The organism is Olleya sp. HaHaR_3_96 (assembly GCF_019278545.1).
In the GTDB taxonomy this organism is placed as follows: domain Bacteria; phylum Bacteroidota; class Bacteroidia; order Flavobacteriales; family Flavobacteriaceae; genus Olleya.
The window spans coordinates 2,801,612-2,819,740 of record NZ_CP058987.1; the positions used below are offsets into that span (position 1 = coordinate 2,801,612).

The window sequence follows — 18,129 nt, forward strand, 5'->3', positions numbered from 1 at the left end:
TTTTAAGCAGATAATTACAAATATCTGTTCTGAAGCAGATATTATAGTTTTCGTTATGTCTTATAAGTAACTAGAGACTGTCATCACCACTAAAGTAAAGATAATTAGGACTATAAATAAGGGCATCACAAATTTTATCCATTTATTAAAACCGACTTTCACGACTGCTAATGAGGCTAAAATTAAACCTGTAGGATTGATAAAATAGAATAACCCCAAGCCATATTGGTACGCGTTAACGACAAGTTCTCTTCCTACACCAACACTGTCTGCCAAAGGCGACATGATGGGCATGGTTAATACAGCCATTCCGGAACTACTTGGAATAAAAAAGGATAATCCCGCGTAAATTGCTGTCATAGCACTTGCAAAAAGCCCTTTATTCATGCCTTCCGTCATAGAACTCGCATAATATAATAACGTATCGCTAATTAATCCATCAGCCATAATCACCGTTACACCACGTGCTATACCAATAATTAAAGCGACTCCCAATAAATCTCCTGCACCTTTAACAAACGTCTCTATAAACTCGGATTCTTTTATTTTTGCAATGACACCAATTAATATTGAACCGACTAAAAAGACAGAGGTCATCTCTACAAACCACCATTCTAAAGCCACAACACCATAAATCATGATTATAAAGCATAAAGCAAACACTATTAAAGATAAGCGTAAACGGGTCGTGAATTGTACGGTTTCGGTTTTATGAGAAAATAACGCTGCTATTTGTTGTTGCTGATCGTAAATAACAGATTTTGTAGGGTCTTTTTGGACGCGTTTACCGTATCTAATAATATATATTAAAGCAATAGTCAAACAGGCCAGTAGCATAAATAGTCTACCGCCAAGCCCTGTAGTCCAACTAATACCTGCAGCATCACTAGCAATAATAGTACTAAACGGATTAATTGTAGAACACATAGTCCCAATAGCACTTCCTAAAAATATAGAGGCGATACCGACCATGGCATCATATTTTGCAGCTAAAAATACCGGGATTAGAATGGGGTAGAAGGCAATAGTTTCTTCAGCAAAACCAAACGTTGTTCCTCCAGCTGCCACTAAAACTGTGACTAATATAATTAAGATGAATTCGCGCCCTTTTAGTGCGGTTGCTAATTTGCTGATTCCTGCATCAAAAGCACCTGTACTATTTATAATACCTATTAATCCTCCAATAATTAAAACTAGAAAAATAATGTCTGCTGATTCTATTATTCCTTTGATTGGCGATTTTACAAAATCATAAAACCCTTGTGGTTGTGCTTCTAATTCTTGATACGTATTAGGGATGTTGATAGGCTTGTTAATATCTCCATTAGTAAACTTTTCTAACGGAATTTTAATGTTTAGAATTTCTAATGTTTGCTGTGTTGCTGCTAAGGCTTCTGTTTTTTCAAGACTGACTCTTGTAAACTGATTAGATTCTTTATTATAACCTAAAGTTTCGTATTTACCTGCTGGAACCAACCAAGTTAATAGCGTCACTAGTCCAGCTATGATAAGTAAAATTGATTGTGCTGAAGGGAATTTTATGTTTTTCATTTAAAATGTAATTGTCTTTTTTATATAATTTTAAGTCTTATTTACTCAGTTGTATTTGAAACAAACAGGCCGGCTGATTATGGTAATGCTCCGGTAAACCGTTCGTATTTTTTAAATCAAAAATGCCTAAAAAATCAAAACCTGATTGTTTATAATACGCAATTAAGCCCGTATTATTACCTAATGTATCTAGTCTAATATAATCGATTGCTTTTGTTGATGCGTAACCTTTTGCCCAATCTACTATTTTAGTTACAAAATGCTGGCCTCTAAACTCAGGATTAGTAGCAATACGATGGATATACATTGCATTATCATTTTGACTCGTTTCCCAAATTTGATCATCTTTAAATGTTATCGCCCAAACACAAGCAATCGTATTGTTAATGATGAGTTTAAATTGTCGATTTTCTTTGATTTCAGTAGCTACCAATTGCCGCTCAAAATCAGGCCAAACGACTACTGTTTTCTTAGTCTTTTGATAATCAGAAGCTATTTTGTATAGCTTAAAGATATCCTCAATATCATTGATTGTGGCGTTTTGAATGGTCATTTAATAATTAACAAATAGGTTTAGAATTCTTAAAGATAGTATTATTTTGTGCTTGAATTAAAGGTCAATAATTAAAAGTTATGAACGTCAATATACATCACAGTTGGAAAACAGCGTTACAAACCGAATTTGATAAACCTTATTTTAAAGATTTATCTCAATTTGTTACCGAAGATTATAAACAAAACCAATGTTTTCCGCCAGAAAATTTAATTTTTAATGCTTTTGATACCTGTCATTTAGAAGCTTTAAAAGTTGTTATTATTGGTCAAGATCCGTATCACAATTACAACCAAGCTAACGGGTTGTGTTTTAGTGTTACTGATGGTGTAAAACATCCGCCATCGTTGATTAATATTTTTAAAGAAATTGAAACCGATTTAGGGAAACCATATCCGTCAAGCGGAAATTTAGAGCGTTGGGCCAAACAAGGTGTCTTTTTGCTAAATGCGACATTAACCGTTAGAGCACACGAGGCTGGAAGTCATCAAAAACAAGGCTGGGAAACCTTTACAGATGCTGTGATTAAAACGATTAGTGATCAAAAAGAAAACGTGGTGTTTTTACTCTGGGGTGGATTTGCTAAGAAAAAAGCGAAGCTAATTGATGCTAAAAAACATCATGTTTTGACTTCAGGACATCCTTCGCCTTTAAGTGCTAATCGCGGCTATTGGTTTGGGAACAAACATTTTAGTCAAACTAATAATTTGTTAACGTCTGACGGATTGGACTTAATAGATTGGTAAGGTGTTTTTAGTCTTGTTTTCGCTTTTACTAATAGTGTTGTGATAGTAAATTTGATTTGAGATAATTACCAATGTTGAGTTATTGTAGCTCTCCTCTTGTTTTAAAGCCGAGAATGAATTCTAATGTCTTAATTAAGAGGGTATTGGTAGAAAGAAGAGTTTTATACTTGTCCGCTTTTAAAACTGCTTCGCGTTTTGGGACAAACCCTCCGTCTTTTTCTTTGAAAAACACACCTCCCTTCAGCTGAAGGGAGATGTTGTTTGCGATGTTGATAGTAATTATTGTTTTAGCTTTTATAAATGTTGAAATATTGTAGCTCTCCTCTTAAATTTAAGAGGAGAATGAATTCTAATGTCTTATTTTGAGAGACATTGGAAGAAAGAGGAGTTTAAGTATTCTAATATCTTAACGAATATGCTCTTCAATAGCCATAAAAACAGAGGGTAAAAAATCAAAAACCATTTTATTCTCAAATCTCAGCACTGTGTAACCGAGGTGTTCTAGATACTTTGTTCTTGTTTTGTCTTTTTTTGATTGTTCAGGGTTGTTATGAATTTCACCATCTAATTCAATTATTAATAGATGTTCAGCACAATAAAAATCAACAATATAATACCCGATACTGTGTTTTCTTGTAAATCTTGTCTTATGGAATTGTCTAGCTTTAAGTTTAGTCCACAAATAGGCTTCCGAAGGCGTTAGACTATGCCTTAACTTTGCTCTTAGTTGTTTTAACTCTTGTTTACTGTGTACTTGTTCGCGATACATGGCTTCAAGTTACAGAAAAGTTTGTAGCTTTTAGAATTTTGGCTTAAACAGCTTCGCGTTTTTGGACAAACCCTCCATCTTTTTCTTTGAAAAACACACCTCTCTTCAACTGAAGGGAGGAGCTGCATGCGATGGTGTTAATGGTTGTTTTGTAGTTTTTACTACTGTTGAGTTGTTGTAGCTCTCCTCTTAAATTTAAGAGGAGATGAATTCTAATTTCTTAATTAAAAAGAAATTGGAAGAAAGAGGAGTTTATTATTTATTATATATTAAAACAGCTTCGCGTTTTGGGACAAACCCTCCGTCTTTTTCTTTGAAAAATACACCTCCCTTCAACTGAAGAGAGGAGCTGTTTGCGATGTTGATAGTTACTCTAATTTAAGATTATTACAAATGTTGAGTTATTGTAGCTCTCCTCTTGTTTTTAAGCCGAGAATGAATTCTAATGTCTTATTTTGAGAGAAATTAGAAGAAAGAGGAGTTTTATACTTGTACACTTTTAAAACAGCTTCGCGTTTTGGGGCAAACCCTCCGTCTTTTTCTTTGAAAAATACACCTCCCTTCATCTGAAGGGAGGAGCTGTTTGCGATGGTGATAGTAAATTTGATATGAGATTATTACAAATGTTGAGTTATTGTAGCTCTCCTCTTGTTTTTAAGAGGAGAATGAATTTTAATTTCTTAATTAAAAAGAAATTAGAAGAAAGAGGAGTTTGTTATTTGTTAACTAGTAAAACAGCTTCGCGTTTTGGGACAAACCCTCCGTCTTTTTCTTTGAAAAACACACCTCCCTTCAGCTGAAGGGAGGAGCTGTTTGCGATGGTGTTAATGGTTGTTTTGTAGTTTTTACTACTGTTGAGTTATTGTAGCTCTCCTCTTGTTTTTAAGCCGAGAATGAATTTTAATTTCTTAATTAAAAAGAAATTGGAAGAAAGAGGAGTTTAATATTCACATATAAAACAAAAAAAGCCCCACTAAATAAGTGAGGCGTTTTAAAATTATACATCTTCAACAAGATCTTCATATTTCCATTTTTCAGGAATAATATTTAAAGCGAACAATTCGTCTTGTACTTTTTTAACCGTTTCTTTCGAGATATTGTCTTGTGACCATTCCGTTAAGCTCAACCATTCTTGAACATCTTCAATTTCTTGTTCATAGCGGTTAGCAATCATACGATCGATACTCGGGATTTCTTTAAACTCTTCAGTCGTAGCATTTACAATATCTAAAATGGCTTTAACATCAGCTTTATTAGTTTTTAAAAAGTCTTCTCTAACAGCTATAACAAAACACGGCCAAGGCGAAGGACAGTTACCAACACGTCTAAACGTTCCATTATCAACTAATGGTTTTGTGGTAAACTTCTCCCACATAAAGTAATCGGCTTTCCCTTCGGTTAAACCTTCAACAGCACCATCTAAGTTTTTTATAACTTCAAAGTTTAAATCTTTTTCTAAATCCCATCCATTATTTTCGGCATTGATATAAGCCATTAAATGAGATCCAGAGCCATATCTGCTGATCGCTGCTTTGGTTCCTTTTAAATCTTCTATAGTTTTATAGTCCGATTTTTCAGCAACATGAATGCCCCATATTAATGGAGTATCCACAAATACCTGAACAATTTTAGATTTGTTACCTGCTATGATGTCTTTGATAATACCTTCTGTTAAGATGACAGCCATATCAATATCTCCATCTCTTAAGCCTTTGCACATAGCACCTGTACCACCAAAATAGTCTTTCCAACGTAAGTTGATATCCGCATCTTTAAATTCGCCATTTTTTAAACCTAAATACCAAGCTAGGTTAAAGTGTTCTGGTACACCTCCAATATTAATTTGCTTCATAATTATTCTGCTAATTTGTCTAAGGTATATTGTATTAAATTTTCAACCACTTTTTTAGGGTCTTCGCTAAAGGTTCCATTTGGCCTATTAGCAATGATGGCATTTAAAGATAAGGCATTGTGTCCTAATAATTTTGATAAACCATAAATAGCAGAGGTTTCCATTTCTAAATTGGTAATCCTAAAATCTTTATAAGAAAACGCATCCATTTTCTGGTTTAAAGTACTGTTAGATAGCGGTAAACGTAATACCCGACCTTGTGAAGCATAAAACCCTCCAGCTGTTGCTGTCATCCCTTTGTACATTTTTGGACTATCAAAATGTGCTTCTAAAGTTTTGCTATTATTAATAACAATTGGTCTTGCTTTTTTGCTATCCCAATTAGTGAATTTTATAAAGGCGTCTTCAACATCATTATTACTAATAGCATCAATTTGATAGAAATGTAGCATCCCATTTAAATCTAAAGCATGAGTACTCATGACAAAAGAGTCTACAGGAATATCTCTTTGAAGTGATCCAGAAGTCCCAACACGAACAATATTTAATGTAGTTAGGGTCTCTTTTGGCTGTCTTGTTTTTAAATCAATGTTTACTAATGCGTCTAGTTCGTTTAAAACAATATCTATATTATCTGGTCCAATTCCAGTAGAAATCACCGTTATACGCTTGCCTTTATAAAGCCCTGTTTGTGTTTTAAATTCTCTTTTTTGAATTGTGAATTCAATAGAATCAAAATATTTTGTAATTTTTTCTACGCGGTCTTGATCACCAACAAATAGAATGTTATTTGATATATGTTCAGGTAATAAATTAAGATGGTATACACTACCGTCTGGATTTAAAATTAATTCTGATTCTTGTATAGCCATTTAAATGGTTGGTATTAATTTATTTTCTTTTTTATCATATTGGAAGTCGGCTTTATTAACCCCTCCAAACTGGAAATTGACATCTATTTGTTTGGAGAAGTTTTTTTGATGCTCTATAGCTAAATGACCATTTCTATTTAAAGTTAATGTCTCTTCAGTTTCGTCATAAAACAGTTCTAATCTGCTAATCATACGTTCTAACTGTAGATCTCCAAAACCATAATAGCCTTGATAATGTAGGCAGTACCCTAATAAATGATTACGAGAGGTTACGGTGTGTTCTTTTATTAATATTAGAGTATTGTACTCTAAAGTGTTTAATCCACTTCTAGTATCTGGAAAACGTCTTAAATGTGCTTTCAGACAATTGCTTAAATATTTAAAACTAGAAGGTCTAACAATTAGCTCTTTTAATAAGTTATGATCATCCTCGCAGTAAATACGCCACGCTTTTTGGGCTGTAGCAATATCATCCACATTCAACTTTATTTTATTCTCATATTCGTTTAAAAGTTGCTGTTCTGATAAATCAGACAGTGCTTTTAGCTCTTTTTCACCATCAATACGTCCGCTACATACTAAGTAGAGTGGAAGTTCGATACCTTTTTGTTTAATTAAACTAATAGCAGCAATTAAATTAATATGACAGAATAAATCATATTCAAACCACAATACAATAGCAGTATATTTAGAAACATCGTTTAGTTTACTAAACTCGTTTTTAATACTATCAATATCATATTCTACATCATACACGTGTTCTAAAAATGTTTTTCTAACCTCGAAAAATTCAGGTGTATTAATTTCTTTTACGGTTGGACCTTCACAAAGCATTTCGTGCCAAGTTAAAGTATCTCCTTTAAAGTTTATTTTAGCTAAATAATCCGTTAAGCTAGAACCATTTGTAATATGAAGACTGTTATCGCTCATAATTATCCGCCGACGCGTTTTACATTAAAACCTTTTTCCTTTAACATAGCCATGATTTTATCACGATAATCTCCTTGGATAATAATTTTATCGTCTTTAAAACTCCCTCCAACACTCAATTTTTGTTTCAGCTCTTTAGCTAATAACTTAAAATCTTCGGTTGCTCCTGTGTACCCTTCTAAAATAGTTATAGGCTTTCCTTTACGTTTTTCGTATTTGCAAAGTATTGGGTCGTCTTGAAGCCAAATTGCACTATCTTTTTCTTGTTTTTCAACAATTTCAGGTTCGTGTTCTGGAAAGAGGTTTTTTAATTGATCTTGTAAATCCATGGTGTGTCGTTTATAGGCCATAATTTATAGTCTCAGTAACACAATTGTATATGATTGTGACTGAGACTATAAATTGAATGCTATTTTTTTAAACCTAGCTCTCTTAAACGTTCGTCTAAAAATTGACCAGCAGTAATATCGTCAAACTGTTTTGGGTTGTCTTCATCTATACAGCTATCTAAAACATCTAGTTTCATTTCACTAATTGGGTGCATGAAAAAAGGAATAGAGTAGCGAGAGGTTCCCCAAAGTTCTTTAGGTGGATTAATTACGCGGTGTATAGTAGATTTTAATTTATTATTAGTGTGTCTAGATAACATATCCCCCACATTAATCATTAATTCGTCTGGCTCAGCAATGGCATCAATCCATTCTCCAGCATTGTTCTGTACTTGTAATCCACGTCCTTGAGCTCCCATTAACAAAGTAATTAAGTTAATATCACCATGTGCTGCAGCGCGTACAGCATTATCTGGTTCTTGAGTGATTGGTGGATAATGGATTGGTCGTAAAATTGAATTTCCGTTGTGAATATAGTTGTCAAAATACGTTTCTTCCAAATCTAAATGTAATGCCAGTGCACGTAATACGTATTTAGCCGTTTCTTCTAACGTTTGGTATGCTTTTTTACCGACTTCGTTAAAATTAGCTAACTCATTAACGCTAACATTTTCAGGGTATTCTTTAGCGCGTTTTGCATCATCCTCTACGTATTGACCAAAGTGCCAAAACTCTTTTAAATCACCTTCTTTTTTACCTTTTGCACTTTCTTTTCCAAAAGACACGTAACCACGTTGTCCACCAATGCCAGGGATCTCGTATTTATGCTTTGTTTCTAATGGTAGTGTAAAAAAGTTTTTTATTTCTTTATATAAGTTATCAACCAAAGTCTCATCTAATAAGTGTCCTTTTAAGGCAACAAAACCAATCTCTTCGTAGGCTTTTCCTATTTGGTCAACAAATTGTTGTTTTCTAACAGGATCTCCAGATGTAAAATCCTTTAAATTAACGCTAGGTATGCTATTCATCTTTATTTTTTATAAGTGTAATATATACAAATGTAGCGAAAACATTGGAAAAACGGTAGTCATAATTTTTTTTAAAGCCGCGATTTACTTTTGCACATTTATTCTATATTTGACAAACGCTTAAATTTATAAGCTACAGCTATAGAAAAAACCGATATGACTTTTGATAGAAAATTGTTAGACAATACTACGCTTTTAGACTTATATAAGCGCATGTTAAAACCAAGACTAATTGAAGATAAAATGCTTATTTTACTCAGACAAGGTAAGATTAGTAAATGGTTTTCGGGCATTGGTCAAGAGGCTATTTCGGTAGGTGTAACCTCTGCTATGCATAAAGACGAGTACATTTTACCAATGCATAGAAACTTAGGTGTTTTTACAACCAGAGACATTCCGTTGCATAGGCTGTTTTCGCAATGGCAAGGAAAAGCTAATGGGTTTACAAAAGGACGAGATAGAAGTTTCCATTTTGGAACCCAAGAGTATAATATTGTGGGAATGATTAGTCATTTAGGGCCACAATTTGGTGTTGCTGATGGCATTGCATTAGCGTCTAAATTAAAAAATAAAAATCAAGTCACTACCGTTTTTACAGGTGAAGGTGGGACTAGTGAAGGTGATATCCACGAAGCTTTAAATGTAGCTTCTGTTTGGCAATTACCTGTTTTGTTTTGTATTGAAAACAACGGTTATGGTTTATCTACACCAACCACAGAGCAGTATAACTGTAAAGATTTAGCGGATAGAGCTGTTGGGTATGGTATGGAAAGTCATATTATAGATGGTAATAATATTTTAGAGGTATATAATACACTTAATGATTTAGCTATAAGTGTGCGTGAAAATCCACGTCCGATTCTAATCGAATTTAAAACCTTTAGAATGCGTGGGCATGAAGAGGCGAGTGGTACAAAGTACGTCCCTCAAGAATTAATGGATGCGTGGGCTACTAAAGATCCTATCGAAAATTACCAAGAGTTTTTACTGCAAGAAGGTATTCTAACGACAGGCTTGATTTCAGAATTAAAAGCAAAATATATTACAGAAATTAGTGATAATTTAGATATCGCTTTCGCGGAAACTGAAATCGTTGCAAATGAAAGTGTCGAATTAAATGACGTCTATCAAGAATCTGTTTATCAAGAAGTTAAAAGAGGTGTGTCAACGAATGAATTACGACTTATTGATGCTATTTCTGAAGGATTGAAACAGTCGATGGAACGGCATGAAGATCTAGTGATTATGGGACAAGATGTTGCCGAATATGGTGGTGTTTTTAAAATTACAGATGGATTTTTAGAGCAGTTTGGAAAAGACAGAGTACGTAATACGCCGATATGCGAATCGGCTATTATCGAAACAGCTATGGGTTTAAGTATTGCAGGCATTAAAAGTGTTGTCGAGTTACAATTTGCGGATTTTGTGACTTCTGGTTTTAATCCAGTGGTTAATTATTTAGCAAAATCGCATTATCGATGGCATCAAAATGCGGATGTCGTTTTAAGAATGCCCTGTGGTGCAGGTGTAGCAGCAGGACCATTTCATAGTCAAACTAATGAGGCTTGGTTTACTAAAACCCCAGGGCTAAAAGTGATTTACCCAGCCTTTCCATATGATGCAAAAGGGTTGTTAGCTACAGCTATTAATGATCCAAATCCCGTGTTGTTTTTCGAACATAAAGCATTGTATAGAAGTATTAGACAAGAGGTTCCAGCGGACTATTTTACAATCCCGTTTGGTAAAGCTGCAACATTGCAAACAGGTGATGCTGTTACTATTATATCTTATGGAGCAGCAGTCCATTGGGTTTTAAATACCCTAGAAAAACATCCAGAGATAAAAGCAGATGTTATAGATTTAAGATCTTTGCAACCTTTAGATACAGAGACTATTTATGCTTCAGTTAAAAAGACTGGACGTGCCATTATATTGCAAGAGGATTCCCTTTTTGGTGGTATTGCTAGTGATATTTCAGCTTTGATTATGGAGCAGTGCTTTGAGTTTTTAGATGCGCCTGTTAAGCGTGTCGCTAGTATGGATACGCCAATACCGTTTATAAATCAATTAGAAGATCAATACCTTTCTAGAGACAAATTTGAAGGTGAATTGCTTAAATTATTAGAGTATTAATATTTTTTTGGCATTTAGGTATGATTTTTGGTTTATTTTCGGCAAATAACAGAACATAACACCATGAAGTTTTATATTTCTTTTTTAATATTATTTTTTATTTCGCTATCAAGCTATGCCCAAATTGATAGTGAGAATAATGGTTTCGCTATTCCTGCTGTTGAAAGTGAAGACCCTAAAGATGATCCTGAATTAATTATTGAACCCGCGCCTGAAGCGGAAGAAGCTAAGCCCGATGATAATAATGATAACGAAATTGAGGCTCCTAAAGAAGTGGTAACTGCTGTTAAACCTAAAGTAGCTTTTTCAATTTATAAAGAAGAAAATAATTTTAGAAGTTCAGCCGAAGTCTTCACTAAACAGTTAGATAGACAGATGAATAGTGTTGAAGAACGACTATTATTATTACCTGCAGATACCAATCAGTTTTTAGGGAATTATACAACAAGTGCTAAGAAATTGAATATACAATATCGCGATTTTGGAGCGCCCGATGGTGATTTGATTAGAGTGATAATCAATGATGATGTTGTTGTGCTTAAAGAGATGCTAACTACTGGATTTAAGGGGTTTAATATAGATTTTGACGAAGGGATATTTAGAATTGAATTTCAGGCATTAAACCAAGGGCTTTCTGGTCCAAATACAGCAGAACTTAGAATTTTTGATGAGAATAATAATATTATTATATCTAATCAATGGAATTTAAGAACAGGACGTAAAGCCATAATCGTTTTAGCCAAATCTGAAGAAAGTAAATTACAACTTATAGAACAAAGTGTTGATGGAGATGAAGAGTCTAAAGACGCCACAACAAAAGCCGATAAGTCAAAATCAACTTCAAGCTCTAGAGAAGAAGAATAGTTTTAATTAGGTACCAACCCAAGACTATTAAATAACTTGGCTTTTGTGGTAAAAAATTTATTCTCTAATTGTATGGCTTTGACTTGAGATTCTATCAATTTATTTTCTCTACTATTAATTAGAAATACAGAACTTTCTCCAAAAGTAAATTTACGTTCTTCTGCATTTAACAATGTTACATAATCTGCTACTATGGTTTTTATTAATTGGTTTTGAGTCTTATAAGACGCTAACTCTTTAGTCAAAGCGGTAATCTTATTTTTAATTTGTAATTGTGTGTCTGAAAACTCGAATTCAGCGTCTTGAATTTTTAATTTAGAGAGTTTTAAATCTCCGCGTTCTTTTCTTAAAAACAAAGGAAAAGCAACATTAATACTGGCTTTATAAGCGGATGCATTAAATGAATTTGCGACTTCTGGTGTTTCGGATAAAAAATTATACTGTCCATTTATAATAGGCAAAAGCTTATTCGCTTTTAGACGTCTATCTACATTCATTCCGTCTAGTTTACTTCCTAGAGCAACTAATTTTGGATGTTCAGATACGTTTAAGTCTAAGCGATCATCTAATGCTAGAATGGAATCCACTTCCTCGTCTAGTGTTAGTGTCGGGTAGACGGCATCATTTATATCTACAGGCGTGTTGTTTAGCCATATAAAGTTGGAGGCTTGTAATCTGGCCTTTAATAATTTGACTTGGGCTTGTTCTAATTCTAATGTTCTAGTTTTAACAACAATGCCTGCTTCCAAACTATCAATGCCTGCTTTATCGCCAGCAAGCACACTAGAGCGTACACCTTTAAACCGGACTTCAGCATTAGCTAAGAAACGTTGGTATATCTTTGTTTCGTTATAAGCTTGTAGCCAATCAAAATAGGCAGTAGATGCATTATATAATACTTCATTGACTAGTAATTTACGTTCTGCTTCTGTTTGAGTTGTAAAAAACTTAGCTTTTTTAATAGCAGCCATTCGTTTATTAATTAACAAACCTTGTCCTAAAGAAAATCCAATACCTGCACTATATAATCCATCGTCTGGGACTGTATTTTCTGGATTTAAATAGTATCCCGAATTTTCTTCAAAATTAGCTTTCAGTTCAATACCGTACCACGTTGGTACCTTAAAGGTGGCATTTAGACGCTCGTAATACTCAGTACTTTTAAAATCTTTTTCATTAAAATCTACTTCAATTTTTGGGTCAAACCCACCACGAGCTTTCATTAATGACGCTTGGCCAATTTCTAAACGTAAATCGGCTTGTTTAACAACGGGATGAAATTGTTTTACGTAACCTAAATATTCAGTAAAACTCAAACTATCTAAGGTCTGCGCACCAGAAATCCAAGGACATAGTGTTATTAGTATAATTATTATATTTTTCATTCTTACTTTTTATCTTTTGTCTCGCTTTTGTTTCCGTTTGGTTGGTAATAGTTAGGAGGGAAGCCATTTAGTTGTCGCCATAATTCAAACCATATAGGGACATCTTCTAATAATCCTATTGTTCTAGCTCCTGAACCTACACGGATAGCTTCGGGCCATTCATGTTCATTTTCCATTGGTGCTAATAAGATTCTGAATTTTCCATTCGGACTTATAAAACGCTCGATAGCCACTACTTTTGCACCATAGGTTCCGTATGACGAATTGGGCCAACCACTAAAAATAATAGCAGGCCAACCATCAAATTGCACTCTAAATTCTTCATTTAAATGCACTAGTGGTAGATCAATTGGGTTTATAAATGTTTCGATGGCGACATCATATTTAGAGGGCATGATACCCACTAATTTTTCGCCTTCTTTAAACGATTCTCCAATTCCTGCTTTTATAGCTCTATTAATAAAACCATCTTGTGGCGCTTTTATGTAATAGAGGTCATTACGCATGGCGTAATTGGTATATGCATTTTCTAGCTTGGTGACTTGCGCTTCGGCATCAAATCCGCTAGACTGCGCTGTAAACTTATCACTTTGTGCTTTGCTTATTTTCTCTGCATATTCCGCACCAATTTTATTTAGTTCTATTCTAGCATTAATGACTTCGTTTTGAGAGGCCAAATACTTATTGTCTTGTGACATTAGTTTTGCTTTAGTCTCTTGTAACTTTGCTTTTTTAGACTCTAATTCTGTTAACGATTTTAAACCTTCGTCATATAAATTTTGAATGGCTCCAAATTGTCTTTCTGCAATATTTAAATTGATTTTGACAGCTTCCAGGTCGATACTATCCGTGGTCACTTTATATTTACTCTGTAACAACTTGTTTTTAGCTTGTTCTAACTTTAGTTGTCTTTCATTGGATAATGCTCCGATTTGATTATTTAAGGCATTTACTTTTCCAGAATAAGAGACCACGGATGATGCTTTCGCTTTAATTTGCTGACTTGTTCTTTCGACTAAATTAGGATCGAAATATTCATTTTTTACTTCTGAAATAAATAGAATAGTATCACCTTTCTTTACAAAATCACCTTCTTTAACAAACCACTTTTCTATACGTCCAGGAATAGGAGATTGTATCGTTTGTGGGCGTTGGTCTGGCGTTAATGTGGTGACTAAGCCTGATGCAGTAATGCTCTGCGTCCAAGGGAGAAACAGTATAATAATACCAATGACTCCAAATATAATTAATAACCGATTAAAGTGTTTGTAGTGTTTTTTATTAAATGCTTTTTGCACAGATTTAAAACGACTGATGTCAATGTTTTTATTGACGCTATTTGTTGAAATATTTAACATGTTATTTAGTGTTAATTATTTGACCTTTATCTAAAATGATTGTTTTATTAAGTTTAGGTTTCCAAATAATGTTTTGGCTAACCACAACTAATGTCCAAGGGTGTTCCGGTTGACATAAAAAATCTACTAATTGTTGCGCTTCTTTGGCTTCAAATTGATCTAACGGTTCTTTAAGCATTAGTAACTTAGGTTGTTTTACAATACTTCTAGCTAACATTATTTTTTTAGAAATAGTAAACGAAACGCCTTTCCCTTCTGGATACAACATCGTATTTAATCCGTTAGGTAAGTGCTTAACAAAATCTCTTAACCCGACATTTTGGATGGCCCAATCTAATTGCTTTAAAGTAATATCGGTATCTCCGAAAGTGATATTTTCTAACAGTGTCCCTTCAAAAGGTGTTTCTTCTACTAATGTCTGACCAATATTTGACCTGTAACTATTAATATTTAAACTAGTCAAAGATTTTTCACAGACATATACACTACCCTGAGTAGGTGTTATGACGCCAGCAATAAGTTTTAATAAACTAGATTTCCCAGAACCACTATTCCCTTGGATGAGTAGTCTGTCTTTAGCTTTTATTTTTAATGACACATCTTTTAATATAGGCGTGTTTCTATCACTTACACTATATGAAACATTGTCTAACTCTATATCAAAATCAAGATCTGCAAGGTCTAAAAGTGCTCCGTTTTGCGGTTCTAAATCTTTATCTACAACTTTTCCTAATTTTTCAATAGAGGTTAAAACATCATAAAAGGTTTCTAGTCCAAGAATTAATTTTTCAACAGAATTAATAACTAAAAGTATAATAATTTCAGCAGCAACAAACTGTCCAATATTCATTTGTTGATTCAGTACCAATGCGCCACCAATTATTAGTAATCCAGCAGTCACCAAAACTTTAAAGCCAATAAGTTGAATAAATTGGACAATTAAAACCTTAAAGTGACTTTCTCTAGCCTCTAAATAATCGGTTACTAATCTATCATTTTTTTGTAACGCTAGACTGGTCTTCCCTGATAATTTAAAGCTTATAATAGACCGTGCTATTTCTTGTAACCAATGCGCGACTTTGTACTTATGGTTAGATTCGTCAATACTCGTTCTTAATCCTTTTTCGGCAGTAAACTTAAAAACAACGTAAATAAGTATTAATAATAGTGCACCATAAATAATAAAAAAGGGATGATAAAAAGATAGTAATATTAACCCAAAAACGATTTGTAAAATCGCAGCAGGAAAATCAATCAATACTTTAGCTATTCCTTTTTGGATATTAATAGTATCGAAAAAACGGTTGGCTAACTCTGGTGGATAATACCCATTTAATTCGCTCATTTTCATTTTTGGAAAGCGATAAGCAAATTCAAAAGAGGCTCTTGTAAATATTTTTTGTTGAATGTTTTCGATAATTCTAATTTGCATGAGTTGTAATATTCCAACAAAAACGACACCTATTGTTACTAGCACGACTAATACAATCCACGACGTACTAATTTGTGCTGCCTGTAATAAATTAATAATGGCCTGTATCCCTAAGGGTAAGGATAGATTAACTAAGCCGGCAAAAATAGCATAGAAAAAGACTTGCCTAACGTCTTTATGATCTAATTTTAATAAACTAATAAAACGTTGCCATGCAGTTAGTATTTTTTTACTCATTTGTAGAAATGTTTAGGGATTTGAAAACTAAATCTTTAAAATAATTAGTAGGAGCTTCCTCTTTTTTTAGGTCAGAAATCGTGGTAAAATGATCTTTCAGAAAATGCTGATGCAACGCACCATCAATAACAGTACTGGATAAGCTATAAGCATAAGGGTAGTTACTATCTATAGCTAAAATCATGTCATGCAATCGTTTGACTAAGCGTTTGTAAACCAAAAAATAACCATCCTTATTCTCATTATCAACCTCTTTTGTTAAGTAAGATTTAGAATATTCGTTTATAACTATGCGTTTTAAAATAACTTCATTGATATGCGAGAAATTAGAATCTACAGTGGTTGTTCTAGTGAGTATAGTAATAGCTCTCTCAATCTTTTCTGTAGTATTTTCAATACTATTTGTAGTAAATACTAATTGATACTCCAACCAAGTCCAATACCAAGAGGCGAGATAAATTAATAGTTTGTGTTTGCTTTCAAAATAGCGGTAGATACTACTTTCGTTAGAACCTATTTTAGCACCAAGTTTTTTAAAAGTGTAGGCATCAAAGCCTATTTCGTCTATTAATAGTATACTGTTTTCGACTATGCGTTTCCCCAATGCAGAAGATTCTGGATCTTTGAGGTAGATTTTTTCGTTAATATTGATCTTTAAATTTGTTAGTAAAGTATGCATAACATTTTATTTAATTGCAAATATAATAGTATTACTATTAAAATTGAAATCAAATTAACTATTAATTAACTTTCTCGAAAAAAATAAGGTTTTAAGATTGTGTAAAACTGTTATTGCTTGGAAGTTCAAATAACTCTAAATCGAAAAAAGGAACGGCTGCTAAGAAGTGATCAAATAGATCGCTCATAACATACTCATAACTTTCCCAACGTTTATCTTTAGTAAAGCAATAGATCTCCAAGGGAATCCCTTGCGAGGTTGGTTGTAATTGTCTAGCCATTAATAACATGTCATTATTGATGGCAGAATGTTGTTGTAAATAGGTTTGAATAAATTTTCTAAATACACCAATATTAGTTAAGTTACGGCCATTAATTAATATAGATTTATCAATGGAATGCGAGTCGTTAAAATTTTGAATTTTACCCTGCATGGTATTTAAATACACCGAAATTATTTCGATTTTCTTTAAACGCTCAATATCTTCAGTTGTTAAGTATTTAATAGATGTTTGCTTAATTAACATGTGTCTTTTAATTCGTCTACCGTCAGAATTTGTCATTCCTCTCCAGTTTTTAAACGAATCTGCTATTAAGGCATAGGTTGGTATGGTTGTAATTGTATTATCAAAATTCTGAACTTTTACTGTCGCTAGATTTATTTCGATAACGTCACCATCAGCACCAAATTTTTCGAAAGTAACCCAATCACCAATACGGACCATATCGTTAATAGAAACTTGTATACTAGCAACAAAACCTAAAATAGTATCCTTAAAAATTAACAAAATAACAGCAGAAGCAGCCCCAAAACCTGTTAGTATTTTCCATAAGGATGTCCCGCCAACAATGACAGCCAGAGCAAGAACAATGCCTATAATCCAAGCAAAAATCATAAAGACTTGTATGTAACTGTCTATGGGTTTGTCTCTTAATCTTGGTAATGTTTTAAAGTAGTTTTTAAGTGTATTTAGTAAGCTTCTTACGATTAATAACCCTAATACTATACCCGAAACTTGCATTCCTTTTTCAAAAAATAAATGTAGATTTTCAAAATCCTTAAACACTAACGGAATACTTTCTATAGCCAAATATAAAGCAGGAATGTGGGCTATATTTCTCGGCACACGGTTAGCGATTAGTAAATCATCAAAATTAGATTTAGTCGTAGCAGCGACTTTAGCAGAAATTAAACGTAGTATTTTTCTAACTAAAAGATCTAATAATAAAAGCGCAACTATCGTTAAGATTGATAACGCCAATAAATTCAGATACTTAGAAGTGATGTTTGCTAATCCTAGATCGATAAAGTAATCGTAAAAAAAGTGTGCGTATTTAATCATATAATTTGTTGAAATTTATAACAAAAGTAATGTGTTTTATCTGATTACTATTGGATTAAAAATTAAAGA

General features: G+C 33.3%; 17 protein-coding genes. 3 read left to right on the forward strand and 14 right to left on the reverse strand.

The genetic code is table 11. The features are described 5' to 3' along the window. Nucleotides 1-60: 60 nt before the first annotated feature. Both H0I26_RS12335 and H0I26_RS12340 read right to left on the reverse strand, forming a co-directional pair. Complete coding sequence (locus H0I26_RS12335) at nucleotides 61-1,551, reverse strand: YfcC family protein (protein ID WP_218699306.1); 1,491 nt, start codon at nucleotides 1,549-1,551, stop codon at nucleotides 61-63. A gap of 37 nt (nucleotides 1,552-1,588) precedes the next feature. After that, nucleotides 1,589-2,104 carry a GNAT family N-acetyltransferase gene (locus H0I26_RS12340; RefSeq protein ID WP_218699308.1) on the reverse strand — a complete coding sequence of 172 codons (516 nt, stop codon included), beginning with the start codon at nucleotides 2,102-2,104 and terminating at the stop codon, nucleotides 1,589-1,591. Nucleotides 2,105-2,184: 80 nt separating this feature from the next. Here H0I26_RS12340 and ung point away from each other — a divergent pair, with 80 nt between their 5' ends. After that, the gene (ung, locus tag H0I26_RS12345) at nucleotides 2,185-2,850 is read left to right on the forward strand and encodes a uracil-DNA glycosylase (protein ID WP_218699310.1); all 666 of its coding nucleotides are present in this window, start codon (nucleotides 2,185-2,187) and stop codon (nucleotides 2,848-2,850) included. Between the two features lie 406 nt (nucleotides 2,851-3,256). Here ung and H0I26_RS12350 read toward each other — a convergent pair whose 3' ends face one another. The 7 genes from H0I26_RS12350 to H0I26_RS12380 form a co-directional block, all read right to left on the reverse strand. Continuing rightward, entirely contained in the window at nucleotides 3,257-3,619 is a 363-nt protein-coding gene (locus H0I26_RS12350) for an endonuclease domain-containing protein (protein ID WP_218699312.1), read from the reverse strand. Nucleotides 3,620-4,020: 401 nt separating this feature from the next. Further along, the gene (locus H0I26_RS12355) at nucleotides 4,021-4,185 is read right to left on the reverse strand and encodes a hypothetical protein (RefSeq protein ID WP_218699314.1); all 165 of its coding nucleotides are present in this window, start codon (nucleotides 4,183-4,185) and stop codon (nucleotides 4,021-4,023) included. Nucleotides 4,186-4,616: 431 nt separating this feature from the next. Beyond that, nucleotides 4,617-5,471, reverse strand: coding sequence for a substrate-binding domain-containing protein (locus H0I26_RS12360; protein ID WP_136584681.1), 855 nt, complete (start codon nucleotides 5,469-5,471; stop codon nucleotides 4,617-4,619). A 2-nt stretch (nucleotides 5,472-5,473) separates the two neighbouring features. Further along, nucleotides 5,474-6,343 (reverse strand): nucleoside phosphorylase, encoded by an 870-nt coding sequence (locus H0I26_RS12365; RefSeq protein WP_218699316.1) that lies wholly within the window; start codon nucleotides 6,341-6,343, stop codon nucleotides 5,474-5,476. Next, the gene (locus H0I26_RS12370; RefSeq protein ID WP_218699318.1) at nucleotides 6,344-7,273 is read right to left on the reverse strand and encodes a DUF1835 domain-containing protein; all 930 of its coding nucleotides are present in this window, start codon (nucleotides 7,271-7,273) and stop codon (nucleotides 6,344-6,346) included. It lies immediately after the preceding gene. Nucleotides 7,274-7,275: 2 nt separating this feature from the next. After that, nucleotides 7,276-7,602: a translation initiation factor gene (locus H0I26_RS12375; RefSeq protein WP_101018534.1), complete on the reverse strand. Its 327-nt coding sequence runs from the start codon at nucleotides 7,600-7,602 to the stop codon at nucleotides 7,276-7,278. An 80-nt stretch (nucleotides 7,603-7,682) separates the two neighbouring features. Next, nucleotides 7,683-8,630, reverse strand: coding sequence for an isopenicillin N synthase family dioxygenase (locus H0I26_RS12380; protein WP_218699320.1), 948 nt, complete (start codon nucleotides 8,628-8,630; stop codon nucleotides 7,683-7,685). A 156-nt stretch (nucleotides 8,631-8,786) separates the two neighbouring features. Between H0I26_RS12380 and H0I26_RS12385 the strand changes: the two genes are divergently transcribed. Beyond that, nucleotides 8,787-10,763, forward strand: a complete 1,977-nt coding sequence (locus H0I26_RS12385) for a thiamine pyrophosphate-dependent enzyme (protein ID WP_218699321.1) — start codon at nucleotides 8,787-8,789, stop codon at nucleotides 10,761-10,763. A 63-nt stretch (nucleotides 10,764-10,826) separates the two neighbouring features. Next, nucleotides 10,827-11,627 (forward strand): hypothetical protein, encoded by an 801-nt coding sequence (locus tag H0I26_RS12390; RefSeq protein WP_218699323.1) that lies wholly within the window; start codon nucleotides 10,827-10,829, stop codon nucleotides 11,625-11,627. A 2-nt stretch (nucleotides 11,628-11,629) separates the two neighbouring features. On the opposite strand, the gene H0I26_RS12395 is transcribed toward H0I26_RS12390, so the two are convergent. The 5 genes from H0I26_RS12395 to H0I26_RS12415 all read right to left on the reverse strand — a co-directional run bounded on the left by H0I26_RS12395 (nucleotide 11,630) and on the right by H0I26_RS12415 (nucleotide 18,060). Continuing rightward, nucleotides 11,630-13,012, reverse strand: a complete 1,383-nt coding sequence (locus H0I26_RS12395; protein WP_218699325.1) for a TolC family protein — start codon at nucleotides 13,010-13,012, stop codon at nucleotides 11,630-11,632. A 2-nt stretch (nucleotides 13,013-13,014) separates the two neighbouring features. Further along, nucleotides 13,015-14,370 carry an HlyD family secretion protein gene (locus tag H0I26_RS12400; RefSeq protein ID WP_218699327.1) on the reverse strand — a complete coding sequence of 452 codons (1,356 nt, stop codon included), beginning with the start codon at nucleotides 14,368-14,370 and terminating at the stop codon, nucleotides 13,015-13,017. 1 nt (nucleotide 14,371) lies between these two features. After that, nucleotides 14,372-16,039, reverse strand: a complete 1,668-nt coding sequence (locus H0I26_RS12405) for a peptidase domain-containing ABC transporter (protein WP_218699329.1) — start codon at nucleotides 16,037-16,039, stop codon at nucleotides 14,372-14,374. Continuing rightward, nucleotides 16,032-16,718 (reverse strand): TetR/AcrR family transcriptional regulator, encoded by a 687-nt coding sequence (locus H0I26_RS12410; RefSeq protein ID WP_218699331.1) that lies wholly within the window; start codon nucleotides 16,716-16,718, stop codon nucleotides 16,032-16,034. Before H0I26_RS12410 ends, H0I26_RS12405 begins: the two co-directional genes overlap by 8 nt. Before the next feature lie 91 nt (nucleotides 16,719-16,809). Then, on the reverse strand, nucleotides 16,810-18,060 hold the full coding sequence (locus tag H0I26_RS12415) for a mechanosensitive ion channel family protein (RefSeq protein WP_218699333.1): 1,251 nt from the start codon (nucleotides 18,058-18,060) through the stop codon (nucleotides 16,810-16,812). Nucleotides 18,061-18,129 lie beyond the last annotated feature (69 nt).